The sequence below is a fragment of the Arcicella aquatica genome (assembly GCF_034928825.1).
Classification (GTDB): domain Bacteria; phylum Bacteroidota; class Bacteroidia; order Cytophagales; family Spirosomataceae; genus Arcicella; species Arcicella aquatica.
This window is the reverse complement of record NZ_JAYFUL010000026.1, coordinates 19,614-40,946: the sequence shown is the minus strand read 5'-3', so window position 1 is coordinate 40,946 and position 21,333 is coordinate 19,614. Positions and strand designations below refer to the sequence as shown.

Sequence of the window (21,333 nt, the reverse complement as noted above, 5' to 3'; positions counted from 1 at the left end):
CTTAAAAATCATCAAAATCGTTTGTAAACGATATGTTTAATGTGTAGTAAAAATCTTTATAATGTTTCCATTTTGAAGTTTCCTCTAAAGGTTCTTCTAATACTAATTTCACTCGTTGGTTTTTATATTTATTGCTTGCTTTAGCACTTAGCTGAAAACTGTGTTTTACTTCTCTTAGGCGTTCAGTACCTTCTTGTATATCAAAATTGTATCTAAACTGATCACTCAGCAATTCTCCATCTTCTGCATAAATACTGGCTCGTATAGCCCTTGGTAATACTTGTTCGCTTACTAATTCTGTTTGAATAAATGATACTGATAAAATATTCGTCGTAATTCTATCTGTTGATTTTATAATATCTACTTCTACCTGCGTTGTAGTGTTTTGTCGAATTTTTGTAATTTTAATCACGGGGATTATTATTTCTTGCATACTTGCTCCTCCATGAATAAACCTTGCACCTGCTCCCTTAATGCGTAAGCGATTGATGGATTTTGGTATCAATACATCAATATCTGAGGCAATCCCCAAATCTGCTCCCTTAAACTGTTTGGTAGAAGCATCATTTTTTAAATTTTTACCAATCACAAACCTTCTGTTTTCTTTCCAGATTTCTCCTGAGTGTGTCGATTCGTTATAGTCACTTTCGTCTAAATCGCTATGCTGATACATAAAACCGTGGTCTGCAGTTACAATCATGTTGTTGCCGTTCATGTTTGTAATTTTTTTAAGCATCTCAATCAAGAAATGTATCTCATCGTCAACGGCTTCAAAAACTTTATCTTCGCTAATTTTATCATCTCCAACTTTGTCTATTCTGTTGTGGTAGATATAAATCAGATCGTACTGTTTTACAAAATCTCGTCCTTCTTTAACAGTATTGAGTTTCATAAACTCTTCTGCTTTGATGGCTGTGGCTCGTATCCCTACATTTTTTTCAAGAATTTTTGTTCTGCCTTGAATACCACTACTTACAATACCATCAGCCAAAACAATATCACTATTATCTTGAATACTTAGGATTGAATGAGGTAGCAAAGAAGCCATACCAAGTTGCGTGTAGGAGGGAAGGCTACTGATAGCATGACTAATTGTAGCATGATAACGATTCTCAGATTGTAATCTTTTGGTAAGCTCTGCTCCACATTCGTAACGGAAAGCATCTGAAATAATAACAAAAAGCCGTTGCTTTTTATCAATGATGGGTTTTACGTAGTTTGCAAAAAAACGTTTTTGTCCGCTTTTTGGCTCATTGGGCCAAGCTGACAATTTATCAATAATAGCTTGCCAATTATTATTGTAAGTCAAAAGCCAATCGTTTGTATATACTTTTTCTACTTTTTCGGCAATGGTAGTTAAAATTCTATTTTGATTAGTTCTACGATAATACCAAACAAATTTTCGATAGCATTGATCTATTTCAAAAAGTGTATCAGCATATTGCTGTGTACTTGCTTCAAAACTGTTATGATTTACTTGCGAATATTTACGGATTAAACTAATCAATTCAGAGGCAAAGATTAAGCTCTGATACAGATTGGCTACTTCGTTATACCAAAATTTGTTTTCTCGCTGTTTTACATAGTACAAGACCTTTTCATTAGTAATATGTTCATTACTAATGGATTCTGACAATTCATGAATGATTTTTAAATCTGTTAAACGAAATAAATCATCTTGAATAATGTCATCTATCGACGCTTGATATAGCTTGTCTTCTACACTAATATCCACCGCTATTTTGTCTGATACTTTGGCAAAGTATTCCCTGTATAGAATAGTATCTTTCCAAAGGGATAAAATTAGTTTAGAATCTCTTCTTAGATTTGTTTTTTTGCCTAATACAAAATGTGTATTAAATACCTCTAACAGAAAATCATAAAGTGATGGATTATCGCTTTGATAGTGATATTGCTGTTTGATTTCTCCCCAATAAAAATCCTTGAGATTATAGTGTTTTAAATCTCTGTTGTGCTTTTCATTTCCATCTAAATACGCAGCAGTATGGGCATGAATGTAAGTGGTAAAACTGATATTTTCTGTTCCAAATAGCACCGAAAGCATTTTATGACGAATTTGCTTATGGCTATCTCCTTCTACAAGCAGCTCTTTTAGTTTTGTTTTACGGTCTTTAGCTTTAAAAAACTCAATGTGTTCAGCAACTAAGTCTTTGAAATGGCTATCCAGTCCCATTTCTTGTATAAGCATGGCTTCTGGGTCGGTTTGGAATACATGGTGTGCTAGTTCCATATCCAATAGCCAATTGTCTTCGTGTGCTGGCTTTGGCCCACTGAAATAGAGTAAAAATTTATCTTTTGGTCTTTGTTTGTGGGTAATATATTTTACTTCAAACTCATTGCTTTGTACATGTATTTTCTCTACCCCAATTAAGGATATTTCTTGGTATTGCTCTAATAATTCAGATTTGGTATCGTACCAAAAAATAATTCTATGATCCTCAAATCGCTTTTGTAATACTTCTGCTATGTTGTTCATTGTCTTCTAAATCACCACTTTACCCAATCAAAGGCTTTTACTTTCTTTTGGGTTGCTTTATCGTTTAGTCCTGATACTTCTTTGATGGCTTTTCCCATTCTATTATAGTTTACCAACACGCCATCGTCGAGATTGATGGCTATTCGCTCAATCGCTAATGGATAGAGTATCTCTCTTTCGTATTCTTGTAATTCTAATAATATCAATTTGATTTTATCTTTTTCTTTGGCTGCTTTGGTCTGTTCTGCTCCGCTGCCTGAGATTTCTATGTGTTCAAAATATTCTACACGGTTTTTAAGTTTTTCTCGGTATTCTACCAAATAGTCATTTAAAATACTGTTGAGTGTATCTGGCGTATAGCGGTGCATATAGATTAGCACATTGAACGAGCCTTTTGGCGATGAAAACAACCAATAAATAGGACGCTTTTTGTAGCGTTTGATATGGTCATTGTAAAAATCTTTGGTGAAATATTTCCTAATGTCTTTGCCCAAACATTCTTCTACATAAGCCAAGTTTCTATCAAAATTTTGTGTGCCAAAACAGGCTTTTAAAAATACCTTGAATCGCCCTACAATATCGTCTTCAAACCATTCGTCATCCAGTATCGGAATGATATTATCTTCATCAGGCACAAAACGTAATTCGTTTAGGGTTTTACCTACTTTGCCTAAATACGTTTCAAGGCTTTCGCCTTGGTTAGCTAAAATAAGCCCTTGTTTATCAAGTGAATAACGCCCAAACATACAGCCCACAGCATAACTAACAAACTGTACCATGATTTCGGAAGCATTAAAGACTAATTGCCCATTTTGAATACTACTTTCGTCTTTTAAAATTGTAATGTCTTCTAAGGGTACATCGGGTGTGAGTTCATCTTGCAGACCGTAAATGTCTATAAATTGGCGGTTAAGTTCTTCTTCGTTGCGGTGCAATTCATAAAACTTATTGCCCCAATAGGCTTTAAACAAATCTACACTTTCCTCCAAATCTTGCCCTTGTAGTCTGATTAATTCATTTTGCTGAAAATCCCATGAAGTTTCTCGGGAATCCCATTCTAGTTTGGAAATATTTACATTAGTTTCAAAACTAAAATGATTACAATCAATATCATCATGATATGGTACAGAAGCAATATCTCCTATTTGATAAGCCATAGTAGGATTTATAACTTTTAAAAAAGAGGTTCCAACTACTGAATTTAATAAACAAGCAACACTTTGTAATTCACTTACTTTTTTATCATCGAATAATGACATTCCATTTATATCAAAAACAAACCCTTTAGGTCTCATTCTGCAAGCAAACCCACCATTTGCAGAAGATGTCAAACTCCAAGTTATAGCTTCTTTAAAGTAATAATTAGCCGCACGAAATCTGGATAACTCTTTTCCATTATCATCCTTAAAATTTCTAATAATTTGTCCGCTATTTTTCCAATATACAACATAATCATTGTTACCATACCATTTTCTAAACGCACCTCCCTTGCTATAAGGAACCCAGTTCGCCCCTTCAGAAAAACAATCACTAAATGAAATGTAATTTTTATGAAATGCTATAGTAGGAACTTCAAACCAATACCTCATGAATTTCTCATTTTTACCTGTAGCTAACCCTTGTTTAGGAGTGAATATGTCATTTATTTTTTTCAGTTTAAATGATTCCAGATAAGTGTTACTTAGCCAATAACCAATTGGACTACTTGGTATTTTCTCAAAATCTTTTTGATCAGCTCTATAAATCCATCCACTATCAGGGTTTTGTATGGCTTCAATTGTTTTATCCCTTTTTTGTTCTGTACTGTTAAAATCCACCAAACGCAAATAAGAGCCTTTGGCATCGTGGGTAGTATTCCAACAACTAAAAGCGGTATTTTGTACTACTTCACCACCAATTTCAGGGAAAGTACGGGGGCCTAAATGGAGTAAAGTATCAAAAAAAGTGCTTTGTATGAGTTTTTCTCTTAGTTTTTCATAGCTACTCAAAAACATCCAAGAGTGTTGGTTAATCATGCCTAAAAAGCCCATAGGATATAGCATTCGTAAACCCGCTTCCATAAAACAAGCCATCAAATCGGCTTTGCTATCGGGATATTGTATTTTTACAAAATCGCCCAAAGCTTTGTTCATGTTTCCGCCACCCATATACGGCGGGTTATCTACAATACAATGATAGCGTTGGCTCAGGAGTAATAATTGTTCAAGGGCTTTTTTTACTTGGTTGAGTTTATTTTCTTCAAAGAAGAAAGCCGTCAATAATTCCTCATCAATAAGCTTTATCGTTTCTTTTAGTTCTTCAGCGGAAGTTTTTGGAGAGATTAAAGAGCCAAGGTTAGTCGCTTGTATCATAAGCCTTAGGTCTCGATACAATGCCTCAGAAAGAGGAATCGTATTTTCTCTAAAAAGGTCTTTTATTTCATCCACATACAAATGGATTAGGTCTGATTTAGCTTGTTTGAGGAGTTCCAAATCATTTTTTGATGTTTTAAAACCTTTGTTAAGCAATACTTCTGTTCTATTGATTGTAACTGCTTCGCCAGTATCTTTATCAGTAAAGCTTTCTTCCCATTCTTTCAGGACGTTTTCAGCGACAAAATAACCCGTCTCAAGGATATATTTTAAATTCGCATTATCCCTTTGAACACTAAAAGTTTCTTGATAGCCATTAATTCCATAAACATTGAAGCCCAAATCTTGATAGCAAAGAATAGTCGGTTTGCATTCTTTTCTAAAGAAACGGCGGTGATAGCTACGGGCTTTCATCATCAAAGCCAAGCCTGCCAATTGGGCGGCACGTTCGTCTATTTCAAAGCCAAAGAGATTTTTTTCTAAGATGAGCGTCGGTATTTCGCTTTGGTTGTAGCCTTCTTCTTCATAGATTTTACTAAGCAAATCGAAGGCATACACCAAAATGTGTCCCGAGCCACAGGCTTGATCAAGCAAAGTGATTTCTTCCACAGAATTTACCTTCAAAAACTCCTCAGCTTGTACCGAAGGAGAATCTATAAAATAGGGCATCACTTCACGCAAGCGAGAGTTTGGGCGGTTTTGTAGCCACAATTTCCCCAAGGTATTTTGTACCATATACTCCACAATCCAGCGAGGCGTGAAAAGCTGTGTAGCGGCAGGAATATCTTCTTTTTTTACAGCAGATTTAGCTGCAAAAACTTCATCTTTTTTCTCTGAAATATAAAACTGATAGAGCCAGCCGATGATTTCTACTTCTTGACAATCCTCGTGACTCATGCCAGTACGAATATCATGCACTACTGAAAGAGCAGAAGTTAAGTCTTCGGGTAAAAGCAATTCGGTATAATCTTCGATACGTTCAAACAAGAACGGGAAGGATTTATGCAAATGATTACAAGCCCCAATGAGTAATAATTGATAGGCCTCGTTCTGAGGGTCATTACTTGGAATTTTACCATCGAGCAAGTCATAGATTTTCTGGCTATTCACCAAAGGTCTGTTTCCCTCCAATAATTCTTCAGGAATATGTCCTTGTTTGGCTTCATCCAATAACTCAGGAAGTGTATAAGTATCCTTGGGCGTGATGATACGAATATTCAAAGGTTGATATTCGTTTACATCCATAAAGCGTAAAGCCATCAAACGGTTAAACCAAGTATAAGTAACTTTTTCGATGATTTGTTCTTCGCTTGTTTGGGCGATAGCCTCTCTAAGTTTTTGTATTTGTGTAGCCTTTTCTCGTAGAATAGGGGAATCAGTATGGAGTACAAAATCGAGGCGAGCTTTGATTTGCTGCATCAATTTTTTTCGAGTTTCTTGAGCGAATTTTTTTAAAGCGTTGGTATTCATCTTTGGTGTTTTGAGTGATGGATTCTTGTTAGTGGTTATTGATTGGGCTGATGTATAATTTGCCAAAAGCCTACCTTATTAGAACCTTCACGCATAAGTATATTTATATCCCTGAGTATTTTAAAGTCTTTCTCGATGCTACTCAACGATTTATTCAAGATTTTAGCGATACTTTGTTTATTGATGCTGGGTTCTATAGCTGTCAGTATCAAAAGCCATATTAGTCTATCTGTGTACTTATCCAGTATTGCATTTATATTTATCCCGTATTTATCCCGTAAATAACCCGTAATTAACCCGTAATTATCTTGGAAATAAGCAGTATTTTCAGTAGAATCCGTATTCATTCGGTTGCTGACAGTACCAAAACTTTTTCTAATTTCGGATAAAACCTTATCGTAATCACTGGTTACTTCTAACGTTTTTTCTTCGGCAACAGTAGAAGGTATGGCTGTCAGAAAACTGGTGATAGAGAAATCAAAACTAAGATCGTATTCAGGAGCAGTTTGGTTATAAGCCCTCCAGTTACTTTCCATTTTTTCTAAGCCAATTCCAGCATTTTCGGATAATTTTGCCATACGGAAGAGTTTAGAAATAATAGGATTTCTAGGTAATGAAATGTCTTTCCCTTTCAGTTCTGCCAAAGGTTTGGGAAAACCACCAGGATTAAAAAACTCTATTCTGTCGGAAAAAATGCGAATACGAGAATGAGCAGGCGAAAAATAGTCAGCGTGCATCAATAAATTGACAAGTGCCTCACGAATAGCATCTAAACCCGTAGAAAATTCTTGTCCAAAACCTTCTGAATTAACCCTAAATTTCACGTCAATTCTTTGTTTTAATCTGGCAAAGCAAGCAAAGTAATACTCCCAAAGATTCTCTTGTTCGTCGATACGAAAGGTATAACTGAATTTTGCATCATTGTAACTAATACCCGGAATTTCCAGTAAATCTATCCTGAAATCAGGAAAGTGCTTTTCTATTACTTCCCGTTTTCCTAAAAATAGTAAACCTCCGTAAGTGCAAGTTCCATTTTCAATGATTCTTAGTTTTTGTAAAAAAAGCTCTTCTTCATATTGAACATAGCTTACATCAGGATTAAAACGAGACATATAGTCTCTATAACGCTTTAAAGAGCTTTCGTTAAGGCTTGAACGATCTGTATTAGGTGCAATTTCAGAGGATTTCCAGCCAAAAGTCTGGTCTCTGAACATAGTATCTATCTCTTCTTTAGTCGCTTTTTGATCAGAACTTCCCCTGCGAATATAGGTATTGGCAGGGGTATTGAAATAAACAGGTTTTTTATTGGATACAGGAATGTAAAATGCCAAAACTGTTTTGCCATCAATATCATATTTAGCTTGATTGTGAGCGATGGGCAAATTAAACTTTTCGCCACGTAAAGTATTAAGGAAATCTTGTTCTATTTTTTCGGCGTTCGTAACCCCTTGGATTTCAAAAGTCTTTCCTAGCTCTTTTACTCCAAAAACCAACCAACCACCAGCTGTGTTGGCAAAAGCACTTACGGTTTCCCATGATGATTTTGGCAGGTCAGCTTTTGCTTCTTTTACCTCAAAATCTTCCCATTCAAGGTCTTTGAGTTTTGCTATTAATGTTTCTTTTGTCACTATAAAGTAATGCGTTTAGTCTCTTTAATTTGTTGGAGATATGCTTCTCGGAGTACTTCAATGTAATCATTTACATCTTCAGCAGTTTTTAGTTCAGATTTAGCATAATGAACCTTGATGGCTGAAGTTCTCACATAATGAGGTTTCGGCTCTTGTACCCCTGAATCCGAAGGAACAACGGGCGTAGATAAACGTATCATCTCATTGAGCTGGCGAGGGAAAATAACCTCTAACGTTCTACTTTTTGCATCACGAATATTAGCGATAAAACGCTGTTTTCTTAATTTGTCTATTTCCTCTTCTAAAGGACGAATAATTTGGTTTTGTTTTACCGAATCCAAAGAAATATACTCGTCTTTATGACGTAAGTCTTCAATCTTAGCATGAATAGCAGTGATTGCTTTTGTTTTTTCCTCATTAATTCTTTCTAATACTTTTCTGCTTAAATCATCTTTCGCAGTTTTAGCCTCCCGAATCAAATTTCCTGAATAGGGTTTAGGATGATTGAGTAGGTCACGGAGTGTAGCCAGTTCTGTTCCTTCAATATATTCAAAATTGGAAGTATCGCTATCCAGCATAGTACGGATAGACTGATAGATAGTAGCATGCTCGCCATTGATGAATTTTTTGATAGGGTCAAACAAGTCTTCTTTTGCATCTAATATGTCATCTGAAAACTCTTTGAGGTTAGATAAATAGAAAATATATTCCTTTTTGCTTAAAGTATCTAATGTGTTTCTAAAGCTTTCTAAGCTACTCAAAAAAGGGAATATAGCTTTTTTAGCAAGAAGTTCATTCAGCTGTGTAAGCGTCTCTTTGAGTTTTAATTTAAAAGCGTTAGCGACCTCTTTAGCATCGTGGGCAGGGTTATTTTCGTCAAAAAAATCAGCATGAGTCTGTTTGAGTGCCTTTACTAATTTGGCATCAACCTCAACCTGAGTTTCAATTAAAGTAGAAAGATAATGAGACGTATTGAGCAAGGCTAGTGCTACCTGATCATCGTCAAGGATATTGGCATCTTTTCTGATTTCAATTTTCCCCCTTTTATAGAGTCTGGCTACCATTGTCCAAATGGCATTTTGGTACCATCCATAAGGTTTTTTGGAGAAGATAGTTTTTAAATCATTTAAGGAAGTTCTTTCAGATTGGTTTTTACGTCTATTGATAGCCGTAAGTATTTCTCCCTCTGCTTCAGAGATTGTATCGTTTTCAATGCCTGAAACCTTTAGTTGATTAGCTTTAAGAGCTGTTTTAAAAGATTCTTCACTGTAAAGCGTAGCTCCTAACATACGAAGATTTGGATAAACAATTTTTATCAAATCTTGGAACGCATTGACGATAAGAGTCTTTCCTTCTGTTGTAGGTGACATTTCCAGTTTTCGCCCATTCATCATCACCGTACTTGCAGCTAAATCTTTGTTTGCCACTAGCTTCAAGGTACGCTTACGTATGGCATTTTGTGTGCCCTTTTCGTTAAGAATACGCTTAATAGTGTCTTTATTAGTAGTAGATTGAGTTTGTTTGATGTATTTATTTGTTCGGATATACATTTTAATATCCTTGATAAACAGCGGATTAGAAGGGAGAATGACTTTCATGCCAGCTCTACCCATTGTCTGTGCTAAAATTAGAGATTCGTTACCATAATAATAGAAATTTTCTGAGATTATCTCAATCTCTAACTCTTTTTCTCTTCCTAAAGTAATACCATCTATTTTGCTTGTAAACTCATAGTCTTGTTTGTTATCAAGGTATTTTAGTTTATTATCACTTATAATCTCATCAAAAAAGATTTCTTTTAAAAGGTCTGTAACGGCTTGGTCATCAATATCTGTATTTTTAATTTCCTCTTCAATGTCTTTTTCATCGTCGGTCAAAAACTCATATAAATCACCATTGCGTTGTACATAACTTTGTTGTTCTAAAAGATTTAGCGCTTCGTCAATGTTTTTCTCATGTAATTTTAAATCAATATTAATGCGATTAATAAGCAATACCGAGATATTACGTCTTGTTGTTTTAAAATTGCTAAAGTATTTAACTAAAAAAAGAGTTTTCAATACTTGAATGGCCAAAGCATTATTCAAATTGCGTTCAGCAAGTACAATTGAACTTTGTATTTCACCTCTGAGCTCATTACGAATCCCATCGAACATCATATCGAAACTGACCAATGAAGTATCATCTTGATTTTCAATTTTTCTAATTACCTGTTGAAAAACCCCCAACATAGATCTTTCACCCACAGAAGCGTGTTTTCCTTGAAAAGCATTATGGGTAGAAAGTGCTCTACGGCATTGTTGGAATAAATCAAATTGATAAGGTACAAATGGAATTTTATTGGCAAAATCAAGTGCATTTTTATAGCCTTTCAATTGTATTCCGACATCAGAAAAACTTAATAAGGTATCAAAATGAGCATGGTCTTTTTGATAAATATTTATATGATGTTGCTGTGCTAAGTTATTTTTTTTTAACAAACGTTTTTCAATTACTTCATCAACATTAGCCGAAGTCAAAGGGATTTTAATAGAGAAACGAGCTTGAATTTTTGAAAAGTCATTCTGTTGGCTTTTATTCATATCACCAACCACTTTTTCCATATCTTCTTGAGAAGTAACTAAAATCCAAGAACGTCCATTGGTTTTAGTCGCCAAAGTTTCGGCAATGGTTTGTAGGTTCAGCATCAATTTCGTATTGTCGCTGATATATTGTCCGACTTCATCTACAAAGAAATTTAAGCAAAAACCTTTGGGTTTGAGTTTGATATAGTCTAAAACTCTCTGACAAAAATTTTCAATAGACTGTTTATGACCATCTTCCAGCGTATCTAAAATATTTTCATATTTAGCAACATCAGTATTATTGATTTCTGCTAATACTTCAGCAATAGTCTCTGTGACTAAAGGGTCAAAATAATCCATTCTGGCTTCTTCCCACGAAGTTTGGTAAGCATCATTGAATTTTGCTTTAAAAGTTTGATATTTCCCTTGTTTATCAAGCCACATTTCAAACTCAGCAACATGTGGTTGAAATCCATAATAGCCAATATGATCATAAAATACTTTATAGAATACAGAAAGAATAGCATTTTCATCGGCTTTACTGGTAATTTGAGCTTGCTGATCAATATTGAAAAGAATAGATTCAGATGGAATTCTTGTAGCAGAATGAATATCACCTTTAAGAATTTCATCGTCTTCAATTTTTGAAGCAAATACCTCTCCACTCTTCAGACCATTAAAATCTTTGTTTTCCAATACATACGAAAGAATTTTTAATAAATGGGATTTACCACTTCCAAAAAAGCCAGAAATCCAAACACCATTCGCTCCTGCATAGTTATTATAAGCCTCGAAAAAAGCCTTGATTTTGGTTGCAATCTCTTTGGTTATGACATATTCAGAAACTTCGGTAGAAACATTCTCTCTGTCATCAGCCTTAATAACAGTTTCGATATTTCTGTTAATATCATTTTGAAAATAGTCTTTAATAATCATCCTTTTACTTCTATGTTTTCAATGTTAAACGCTCTGTAGTAATTATCGTCTTTTAATAGCCCAAAAGGATTTAATGAGTGACCATTGTATTCCCCTGGGAAAAATGCTATTGTTGGTGCTTGTTTAGCAATATTCTGGAGATTATTGAGAATATTATGAGATCGAATAAATGGAAATACAAGCCCAATACCTGTCATAAAATATACTTTTGCATTTGACTCCTCAATCTTCGTTTTTATTAAGGGCATTAGTACCTGTTGCATATTTAAGGTGGATTGTAGGGCTCTCAAAAATTTATCCTTAGGTTTTGTTTTTTCTATGTGTAACATTCTCTCGACACCACCTTTTCTTGTTAAAATTTCACAAGTCAATTCGTATAAGTCTAATTCAAGTATTGATATGCCAGAGGTCTCTAATTTATTAATTAATTGCTTGATTGATTCTTTTATTTCTAACTCTTGTTTAGCATTGTAGGCTGAAATAAAAAAGGGGATTTCTCCACCTAAAGACTCTCTATTGAGGAAGGTTTGTGAAGAGATTACTTTATATAAATGGGTAAACTGGGTACTTATATCTTTCATACTAATAAATGCTATTTTTTATATCTGTATCACTTATAAGTAAAAATTTAAGCCAATTAGGATTATCATTAATTACAGCATTTAACAGAGATGAATCTATAATTTGAGGCTGAATACATCTATTTTTTATAGAATCTATTAAGCCAACTTGTTCTAATATCTTAAAAGTTACTTGCTTGATTTTCTTTTGTGTAATTTCTGTGAGTGAATCCATTTCAGGATGCATTTCATTCTTTCTTCTATAATAGGATAAGAATTCACCTTCTGAAACTTGGTAGTCAAAAATCAAAAGTTTATCCCTCAGTACTTCTATCACAAAATCTCCGATAAAGGGATGGCTCTTACAAACAGCAATAAGTGAAACCTGTTTTTGTGCTGTTAAACTACCATTAATCAAGATTTCAATCTCTTCTTTTGTTAATTGTGATACTCTTTTTCTGAGTTCTGAAAATATTCTTTTCCCTGTTGATGCTTTACCTGAGCCCAACTCATTGGTATAGTCTATCTCCCTTTTATCATTGAATGCTTTGGCAACCAATATCATCTCTTGTAATCTCAGAGAAGCAGCAGTAAAAGTGAAATCGTACTTTACTTTCATTTCAATCATCATTATTTAATTAAGCTCTGCAAAGGGATATTCAAAAGATCACTTAACTTTTCTAAGTGCTTTTTATGTGGGATGCTTTTCCCTTTTACCCAACTACTAAGAGTAACTTCGCTTACTCCAAGTTTAGCCGCAAGCCATTTTTGTTTAATTCCTTTCGACTGTAATAAATCTTTTAGCATAAATACTTAAAAAAAAATTAAAGTTTTTCTTCGCTGTAAAGTTAGAATATATATTCAGAACTTAAAAAGTAACGATTGAATATTTTAATATGTGGGAAAGAGTAAAATGTTTATAATGGAAAAATTTGTTGTATCACTTTTGCAAGAGTATCCATAGTTATAAAACTTTCAGTCCAATCAAACGCTCATATTCTTTACTCTTTTGATTTGCCGAAAAAGTAATTGGAAAAGGGGCATTTTGAGTAAAATAATTATGTTAATAAATCAAAGTTAAACAAGTTCAATCCTAAATGATTATTTTTACACTTTTAATCATTAAAAATCTTTTGACCTCAATTTTATGCTAATAGGATATGCCAGAGTTTCTACCATTGACCAAAACACCGACCTTCAGACCGATGCACTGAAAATTGCGGGCTGTCAGAAAATATTTATTGATAAAATCAGTGGGGTAAAGTCTGACCGCCCCGAACTCAACAAATTAAAAGAGCAACTCAGAGAAGGGGACACACTGGTGGTCTGGCGGCTTGACCGTTTAGGTCGTAGCCTAAGAGATTTGATTGATTGGATGAATTACCTTGAAAAGGAAAAAGTAATGTTGAAATCTTTGCAAGAAAGTATTGATACGGGGAATCCAACAGGAAAACTAATTTTCCATATTTTCGGAGCATTATCAGAATTTGAGAGAAATTTAATCGTAGAAAGAACCAATGCGGGCTTAAAAGCTGCCAGAGCAAGAGGAATTAAAGGAGGGCGAAAACCAAAATTGGATGCAGCCAAACAAAAAACGGCACAAACCATGTACGATTCAAGAAATCATACTATCAAAGAAATTTGCGAAACCTTGAAAATAACAAAGCCTACTTTGTATAAGTATTTGAAGCGATAATTTCAACCGAAATGCTATTGATAAATGAAACCTAATAAAACACAAAATGCTCTGGTATAACTTACTGTATTACAGAAAGTTATAAGAATGTCTTGGTGCGTTCACCCAGAATGTGTCGCTGACCCCTAAATTTGCTCGTGCTGTCAGTTGGGGCGATAGTGGCGAAATAAAGTTTGCCACAAAAACTGAACAATTGCTTGCCGATGTTTGCAGGCGATTAATTCAAAACACTATCATCGCTTGGAATTATTTGTATATGAGTAATGAGGTTCTCAAAGCAAACTCAAAGGAAAGAAAAACACTAATCAAAGCCATCGAAGAAAGTTCACCTATTAGATGGAAGCACATCAATCTTCATGGTACTTTCGATTTCTCAAAGGAAGCTCTGCATAACGCCTTAGATTTTAATATAGAAGAATTAATAAATTTTGATTGGAAAGATTGAAATTTGACTTTTGAAAGATAATCTATTTATTATCAATTAGTTATGTTGCTATTATGTAACTTTACCCATAAATGTTTAATTGTAACCATCTGTGTTTTATTTTCTTAGCAGATACAAAATACAGAAAAGCCCCGAAAATTGCCAGTATTGACACTCTTTCGGGGCTATTTTATTGGTAAAATATTGATAATTAAACGATTACACTCCTAAAGGGAAGCCTAAATTAATTATATTATTCAATAAGATGATTTTCACATTAGGAAAAATCAATCAAATCTTTTTTGTAATACAGCTATGGATCTGCTTTGAACAAAGTAATATGGGTTAAGAATAGGTACACTTTTTTCAAAAGTATTTATATCTTTAGGGCTTGTAAATGAAGTATCAATCACCATTTTCCAGCCAAAAATATTAAAAGGAAGGTGAAACGTTAGAGACTCCCAATAGCAATTAATAATTACATAAAAATCATCATCATTCATTGAAGTACCCTTTAGTAGAAAGGCTAGTGTTTTGGATGAATATGAAATATCAGTCTGTCCGCCATCCACACCAAACCATTGGACATCAGTTCCCCAGAAATGACCTCTGCATATGGAAGGATGTTTTTTCCTAAGTTCTATTAGCATCTTTGTAAACCTGAAAAAATCATCAAACTCATTTTTTCGATTCCAGTTAATCCATGACGTTTCGTTATCCTGATTGAACGGATTATTATTTCCTTTTTGTGTATTTAAAAATTCATCTCCCATTCGAAACATAGGAATGCCATTTGAGAACATCATGACTGTCATCAAATTTTTTGCTTGTTTTTTTCTGAGTAAAATTATATCTAGGGGTACATTTTCATCACCTTCCCATCCGCAATTCCAGCTATGATTATCGTAAGAGCCATCAGAATTATTAAGACCGTTTTGTAAATTATGTTTTTGATTATATGCAACAAGGTCATACAAAGAAAATCCATCATGGCTTGTAATAAAATTTATAGACTGCCACGGCTTACAATTAAAGGGGGGCATTTCAGGGAAAAGGTCGGGGCTACCGTAAATTCTTGTCATAGCAGTGGCAACCATGTTATCTTCGCTCTTTATTAACTTACGTATATCATCTCTATAGACTCCATTCCATTGTGCCCAACTTGAACCAGGAAATGTTCTTCCTAATTGATAAGATGAAATATCCCATGGCTCCGCTATCAATCTTACTTTTGATAATATGGAGTCCATTGAAATTTCTTCTAGTATTGATGGATTGATTAAGTTAACAGTTGTATCATCATTACGTGTAAAGATTGTTGCAAGGTCAAACCGAAAACCATCAATATGCATTTCGGTTACCCAATATCGAAGAGAGTCTAAAATAAGTTTACGAACTATCCTGTGTGAGGTACGCATCACGTTGCCGGTACCTGCATCATTCGCATAATGTTTCATATCTGGTGTAAGTAAGTAGTAGGAAGAATTGTCGATTCCTTTAAAGGAATAAACAGGACCTTGTTTACCTCCTTCCACTGTATGATTATAAATTACATCAAGGATTACTTCTATACCTGCAGTGTGCAGTGCCATTACCATTTTTTTAAATTCTTTTACAAGTTCCCATGAATCATTCGAAGAGCCATATATATGATGGGGGGTAAAGAAATTCATAGTCATATAACCCCAATAATTCCCTTCCTGAGGGTCAAATTGGTAAATGGGCATTAGCTCAACAGCAGTAATACCTAATTCCTGAAGATAAGGTATTTTTTCCACTACTCCTGAAAATGTTCCTTTGAATTTATTAGATACACCAGAACTGTCATGCTTTGTAAAACCCCGGATATGCATTTCATAAATGATTAAATCATGATAATGTATCTTAGATTTATCTGAATCAAAATTTACAAGATTTGAGTCTCTTTTAATCAATAATCCAAGTGCTGCTCTGCCTATATTATCATCATTAAGCGTCGCTGCACTTCTTGAAAATGTTGTTGGAAAAAAAATAGCTTTAGCCCAAGGGTCGGTGAGTAGTTTGTGGTAATTGAAATTATTGCCTATTTCAGAAGGTCCATCCACACGATAAGCATAGCTGTCAGCAGCATTTAGAGCAGACTCTTGAATAAAGCAATGCCAGATAGTAGATGTTTTGTTTTTTATTGGATCAAACGAAAATGAGTATACTGGCTGGGATGGATTATCTTTTTTAAAGAAATATAATTCCAGTGTAGTAGCAGCCTTAGAATACAATGAAAAATTGAAACCCTGCAATTCATTATTCCAGGTTGCACCGAGTGGATAAGACAATCCTTCTGTTGGTATCCAGTGATTCATATTTTGGCTATTAGACTTGTTTTCTAGTTAAGAATTTTACATTTTTTTTGGTAATAACAGGTTGTTTATTATAAGGAAAACATCAGACCTTCAAATGCCTTTCTTGTTTGGGACGAATTTTGAATTTCATGAAACCACCTTTGTACTACTGCAAGATCGTAATAATATTGGATGAACAAGACCATCACTTTCTTTCTAACAGAGGCATCAGTATATAATTAGTCTTTTCAGGAAAGGTTGATATTATATATTTAAAAAAAACTGTGAAATCTATATTAATAGATTTATGCCATTTGAGTTCTCTAAACTCTTCTTACAGACCTCAAAATAAGAATTGTAAGGAGTCTCAATAATAAATTGTGTCTGGTAAAAGTAAATAAATTAAACTTAAATTTAAATTTAAACAGGCACACTTTGATGAACAGACTTAATTTGTAATAATTACCCCAACATATTAAATGTTTTTGAATAGTTAATGGAACTTACCGAAATCGTTTAAATGATAATTTACAAGTCTGATTAAACATTTGTGGATTAGTCAATTTAAATCTTTCAAAATCATATTTTATTTATAAAATATGTATATTTAATCGTATCCGCCAAACATTAACAATGTAGCATCAATATCTAATGCATTTACAAGGGCGTGCAATTGACCAGATTTTAAAAGTGTAAATGAACCGGGCAATAAAGTCCTTATCTCAAATGCTCTCTCTCTTCCTGGAAATTGGTACCAATCTCCGGTTATCATTATAGTTTTGCCATTTAATAAAAAGAAAATTTCCTGATTGTCTCTATGGCGATGAATACCTATGGCACATTCACCTTTTAATATATGTAAGTCAACATATTCAACGGCTAAAAAACCCTCTTCTTTTTTATTGCCTTTTTCATGATTTGCATCAAACATCCATGGCTCAACTTCCCTAGCAAGCTCTGTAAATTTTGTGTAGGGTTTATAATTAGACAATAAGTTTCGGTAATGCAAAAAACCAACACCACCATGCGGACTACCGCTAACTCCAACCTGCATATAATTATTCCATCCTCTTAGAATCATATTAAATGAATAGTGATAGTTTGTGCTGTTATTTGAATCCCAAAATGTTTTAGTATGGTCGCACCATGCCAATTCTACATTTAAGGGCAGTATAGGGTGCATTATGTTTTCTGGTGATACTTCATACATATTCCTGTCATCCAAACCTTCTCTGGCAAAATCAGTAAAAGAACCTTTAATTAAATCTGGACGGTTTATTAATAAACCTTTTGTCATCGAGCTTTTACCCTTGGCGCCAAGCTGGTTAAATAAATCATCACCTGGATAGCCCCATAGCTCAATTTCGTAACAGTTAGTATCAGTGTTATATGGAACTTGTATTGGCTCTCTCATTGCTTTTCCCTGAATAGATGCCCACAAAAAAATAAACGAACTAAGATTATTGCCTGACGCTTTACTAAGTACTGAATCTGTATCGCCCCTGTAAGAAAACTTTATAAACGGACCAGTCCATTGGGCTACACTTACCCATCCTCTTACCAAATAAGCATCAGTAAGCAAAAAATCTTTGATATTCTGTTTTTGAAAATCGGTTTTGTGGTCCTGTATTTCGGGGTTTAATATAGAATGGTCGCTTCCAGCAGGGCCATACAGTTCAAGATGTGAAAATGGGAAAAGATATTGCAATGAATCTGTAGTGTATGCAGACATATCTTCGGCCATAAAACTTGATTCCTGCATGATGGTCATCAACTTAATTACAGGATTACGGACATTGTAATTTATTGTCGACGTTACATCAATTGTGCTATCGTTCTTTACTATTTGAGCCATAAAAAATCGTTGAGTTTAATTGGTAAATATTTTTATGAACAATGGTATCCAAAAGCTACAAATATCAATGGCGTGGTAGGGGATGTATTTTTTATTCCGTGAATACCGCCACTTTTTGTATAAATAATTTTTCCAGGCTTAACAGGTAACTCCCTGACAGGTTTTTCCCCGATGCAATAAATTTCCTGTTTTACAATAGGTTGTGTGGCATCATCAAATGCAGGGTCATCATCATGCCCCATGTATGCAATTCCTTCTCCAGAAACTATATAATAGAGTTCTTCCGAACCAATATGCTGATGCACACCTTCAAAACTCCCAGGAGTGACATTTACTTCATGAAAATAAACAAGATTGCCGCCTAATTCCCTTTGCAGGATCCATTTCATCTCAACTATGTTAGTTCCATCTGGTCTGAAATTAGGATTGTGATTTTCCATCATAGCATTGGAATATCTTACGGGTTTTACGTTAGCCGAATCCATAAACCAGCCCCGCTGGAAATCTATCAGGTAATTTTTTACTTCCACCGTATTTTGTGGAGAGCTTGGCTCGTTTGTATTTGGTACCTGGTAAGAACGGGTATAATCATTATCCCATACCGGGTTATTTATTTTATATCCAAATGGTTCGTCTGTTTCATTTTCCCGGAAAGTAATTTCAATTTTCTTAATATCTTTAATGTTTTTGAAAGCATCTGCAAGTTTTGGAACATGTGTTATAGCTCCGTTTTTTCCCATCTGACTTAACACTTTAAAGTGATGTACAGCACCTGGAATTGGTTCAAGGGTGTCCCAAATTTCGCATTGATATGCCCGTACCCAACTACAATAGCCTAATGTAACCTGTGCATTCACTTTTGACCCACCTGGCAGTTCAATATTAAGAGTGCATTTTATACCCATTTGCAAAAAACGGTTGTTTTCCCTTGTAACTTCTCCCAAACGAATGGCATGGTATTCTATACGGAAAACATTAGCCAAAAATCTTCCATCCTGAAATACCTGAGCTTTTATAAAAGTTATGTCGCTTTTATTTCTTACTTCTGTTACATTGTACCTGTACCGTTCACTCACGGTTGCATTAAGATATGCAGCATGATAAATCCTGTCAGGAAAAAATACAACTTTAAAAATTTCATTATCTGGTTTGGAGAATATCTCCGAAAATAGTGGATCCATATTCAGCTATTTTAAAGTATAGTTAGTAAATAGTCTGCCACCCTGAAAGAGTTGGCCTCAATAGTATGCGTTGGATTGCCGCTTCCAGATGTTGGCATAAACGAACCATCTGTTACATACAGGTTATCAAAATGCCAGGCTCTGCAGTTCATATCCAGCACTGAATCATTTTCTGCTGTTCCAAATCTTGCACCACCTAATACATGATTGGCAATCCTGATTAAACCGTTTACAGCACCATAGCTACTGCCAAACCCTATTTCCGTCATGCCTGCAAGCCTGAGTACTTCGCCGCAGTTTTTTGCAATGGTATCCATTAATGCAATGTCATGGCTATGCCAGCTCTTGTTAATGTATGCAACTGGCCTGTTCCATTTGTCTTTTATTGATGAATGCAGATCAATGCGATTATTAAATTGAGGAACCTGATTGGCCATGTATGAAATAGATAAACGCCTACCAAAATTCTTATCTAAAAAATCAGTGATTTTATCACCTCTTAGGTTCATATCATACTGTAACCCTTTCCAAAGCATATCTAAGTCCATCGCATCTTTTGTACGAAACAAGGAAAGCGGTAAAGCAGAATCAGACGTATTGTTGTAAATAGTTGCCCCTGCCCATAACCCTGCATCTTTTAAAAACTTATCATTATTGCAGCAGTCTGTTGCCCAATCAGAATCAAGAGCAACAGATTTGTCAACCCTGTTGGGAATTAAACCACTAGCACCTCCAAAGGCATGTGTTAGAAAATATTTACCCAATAGATTATTTTGATTGATGCGTTGGTCAAAATCCTGATTTAATAAAGCAGATACTTTTAAAAGCCTTACAGATTCGATTGCACTGCAGGCTACCACTACAATTTTTCCTTCAGCCTCCTGCGGTGTGCCATCAGGATTGAGGTAAAAAACTTTATTGACCTTGCCATTTTGTGATGAAATATGTGTAACTACACAATTTGGTTTTATCGTAAGGTTGGGTAGCTTTTCAATAGGGGAAAGCAATGATACCCATGTACTTGATTTGAACCCTAAGGGGTCTCCATACCTATTTACGTAACTTGTTTTTATACTCTCAGCGTCTGTAGGCACTTTCCTTCCACTTGGTAAATGGTCTTCCGTGATTACGGCAAGCGGAGTTCTGTATGGTTTGGCTGGGTTTGAAGAATTTAATTGATTACCTAATTTTGTCATCCCATCAAAGGCATAAATACTGATTGGGTTAGGCTGTAGTGACCTTAAATATTTATCTTCATTCCATGGTTTTAATTGATTAGCTGAAGTGCCATTTATTCCAATCACTTCTTCTGTTCTTTCATAGAAAGGAAGTAAGGTATTGTAATCATATGGCCAGTTCCTACATTCTCTTTCAACATCGCCATTCGGATCATTTTTTAATGACCTTCCTGCGTTGAATGATTGAAGCGCAAAGTCCGTTGGTGTAAACCTTAACGAAACACCACCATACAAATTTGTTCCGCCTCCCACACATTGGGCTGTATAGCCTTCAATAGTAGCTACATCCTGTCCATTCCCATCTTTATAGATATGTGGCTCATCATTTATATCTGGTTCGACATGGCTATTATAAAATGGTTGCCCCCTGTTTGACACGTTAATATTGACTACCTTTTCTACACCATCGGAAATCAGTTCATCTCTCTTAAATTGGCTTAATTCTGTGTCAGATTGTGCCCTAATTAGGGGACCTTTTTCTATGACCAAAACAACTTTATTTTGCTTGACCAAAACATGAGCAATAGGTGCTCCACCAGCACCACTTCCTATGATGATTGCATCGTACATAACTATGTTGATTTAAGTAAATTAAATGAATGCTGATTTCTTAAT

At 34.7% G+C, this 21,333-nt stretch carries 13 protein-coding genes; 2 read left to right on the top strand and 11 right to left on the bottom strand.

Translation table 11 applies throughout. The annotated features are described in order from the left end of the window. Nucleotide 1 precedes the first annotated feature (1 nt). Genes pglZ through VB264_RS15315 form a run of 7 tightly spaced genes read right to left on the bottom strand, consistent with a single transcriptional unit; the run spans nt 2 to nt 12,813 of the window. Nucleotides 2-2,497 (bottom strand): BREX-1 system phosphatase PglZ type A, encoded by a 2,496-nt coding sequence (gene pglZ, locus VB264_RS15345; protein ID WP_323250678.1) that lies wholly within the window; start codon nt 2,495-2,497, stop codon nt 2-4. Nucleotides 2,498-2,508: 11 nt separating this feature from the next. Continuing rightward, on the bottom strand, nt 2,509-6,318 hold the full coding sequence (gene pglX, locus VB264_RS15340) for a BREX-1 system adenine-specific DNA-methyltransferase PglX (protein ID WP_323250677.1): 3,810 nt from the start codon (nt 6,316-6,318) through the stop codon (nt 2,509-2,511). Nucleotides 6,319-6,353: 35 nt separating this feature from the next. Next, nucleotides 6,354-7,946, bottom strand: coding sequence for an RNA-binding domain-containing protein (locus VB264_RS15335; protein WP_323250676.1), 1,593 nt, complete (start codon nt 7,944-7,946; stop codon nt 6,354-6,356). Beyond that, nucleotides 7,946-11,446 carry a BREX system P-loop protein BrxC gene (gene brxC, locus VB264_RS15330; protein ID WP_323250675.1) on the bottom strand — a complete coding sequence of 1,167 codons (3,501 nt, stop codon included), beginning with the start codon at nt 11,444-11,446 and terminating at the stop codon, nt 7,946-7,948. The genes VB264_RS15335 and brxC overlap by 1 nt, the downstream gene beginning before the upstream one ends. Then, nucleotides 11,443-12,027, bottom strand: a complete 585-nt coding sequence (locus tag VB264_RS15325) for a DUF1788 domain-containing protein (protein ID WP_323250674.1) — start codon at nt 12,025-12,027, stop codon at nt 11,443-11,445. The genes brxC and VB264_RS15325 overlap by 4 nt, the downstream gene beginning before the upstream one ends. Before the next feature lies 1 nt (nt 12,028). Further along, a complete protein-coding gene (locus VB264_RS15320) occupies nt 12,029-12,637 on the bottom strand; it encodes a DUF1819 family protein (RefSeq protein WP_323250673.1) in 609 nt (202 codons plus the stop codon). Then, a complete protein-coding gene (locus tag VB264_RS15315; RefSeq protein WP_323250672.1) occupies nt 12,637-12,813 on the bottom strand; it encodes a helix-turn-helix domain-containing protein in 177 nt (58 codons plus the stop codon). Before VB264_RS15315 ends, VB264_RS15320 begins: the two co-directional genes overlap by 1 nt. Before the next feature lie 340 nt (nt 12,814-13,153). Between VB264_RS15315 and VB264_RS15310 the strand changes: the two genes are divergently transcribed. Together VB264_RS15310 and VB264_RS15305 are read left to right on the top strand one after the other, a co-directional pair. Next, nucleotides 13,154-13,702, top strand: coding sequence for a recombinase family protein (locus tag VB264_RS15310; RefSeq protein WP_323250671.1), 549 nt, complete (start codon nt 13,154-13,156; stop codon nt 13,700-13,702). Between the two features lie 112 nt (nt 13,703-13,814). Next, nucleotides 13,815-14,147: a Tn3 family transposase gene (locus VB264_RS15305; RefSeq protein WP_323250670.1), complete on the top strand. Its 333-nt coding sequence runs from the start codon at nt 13,815-13,817 to the stop codon at nt 14,145-14,147. Between the two features lie 266 nt (nt 14,148-14,413). Here the strand turns inward: VB264_RS15305 and VB264_RS15300 are convergent, their stop codons facing one another. The 4 genes from VB264_RS15300 to VB264_RS15285 all read right to left on the bottom strand — a co-directional run bounded on the left by VB264_RS15300 (nt 14,414) and on the right by VB264_RS15285 (nt 21,288). Next, nucleotides 14,414-16,465 carry a glycogen debranching protein gene (locus VB264_RS15300; RefSeq protein ID WP_323250669.1) on the bottom strand — a complete coding sequence of 684 codons (2,052 nt, stop codon included), beginning with the start codon at nt 16,463-16,465 and terminating at the stop codon, nt 14,414-14,416. A gap of 586 nt (nt 16,466-17,051) precedes the next feature. Further along, entirely contained in the window at nt 17,052-18,299 is a 1,248-nt protein-coding gene (locus tag VB264_RS15295; protein WP_323250668.1) for a cupin domain-containing protein, read from the bottom strand. A gap of 32 nt (nt 18,300-18,331) precedes the next feature. Next, entirely contained in the window at nt 18,332-19,480 is a 1,149-nt protein-coding gene (locus VB264_RS15290; RefSeq protein WP_323250667.1) for a cupin domain-containing protein, read from the bottom strand. A gap of 11 nt (nt 19,481-19,491) precedes the next feature. After that, a complete protein-coding gene (locus VB264_RS15285) occupies nt 19,492-21,288 on the bottom strand; it encodes a GMC family oxidoreductase (RefSeq protein WP_323250666.1) in 1,797 nt (598 codons plus the stop codon). Between the last annotated feature and the right edge of the window lie 45 nt (nt 21,289-21,333).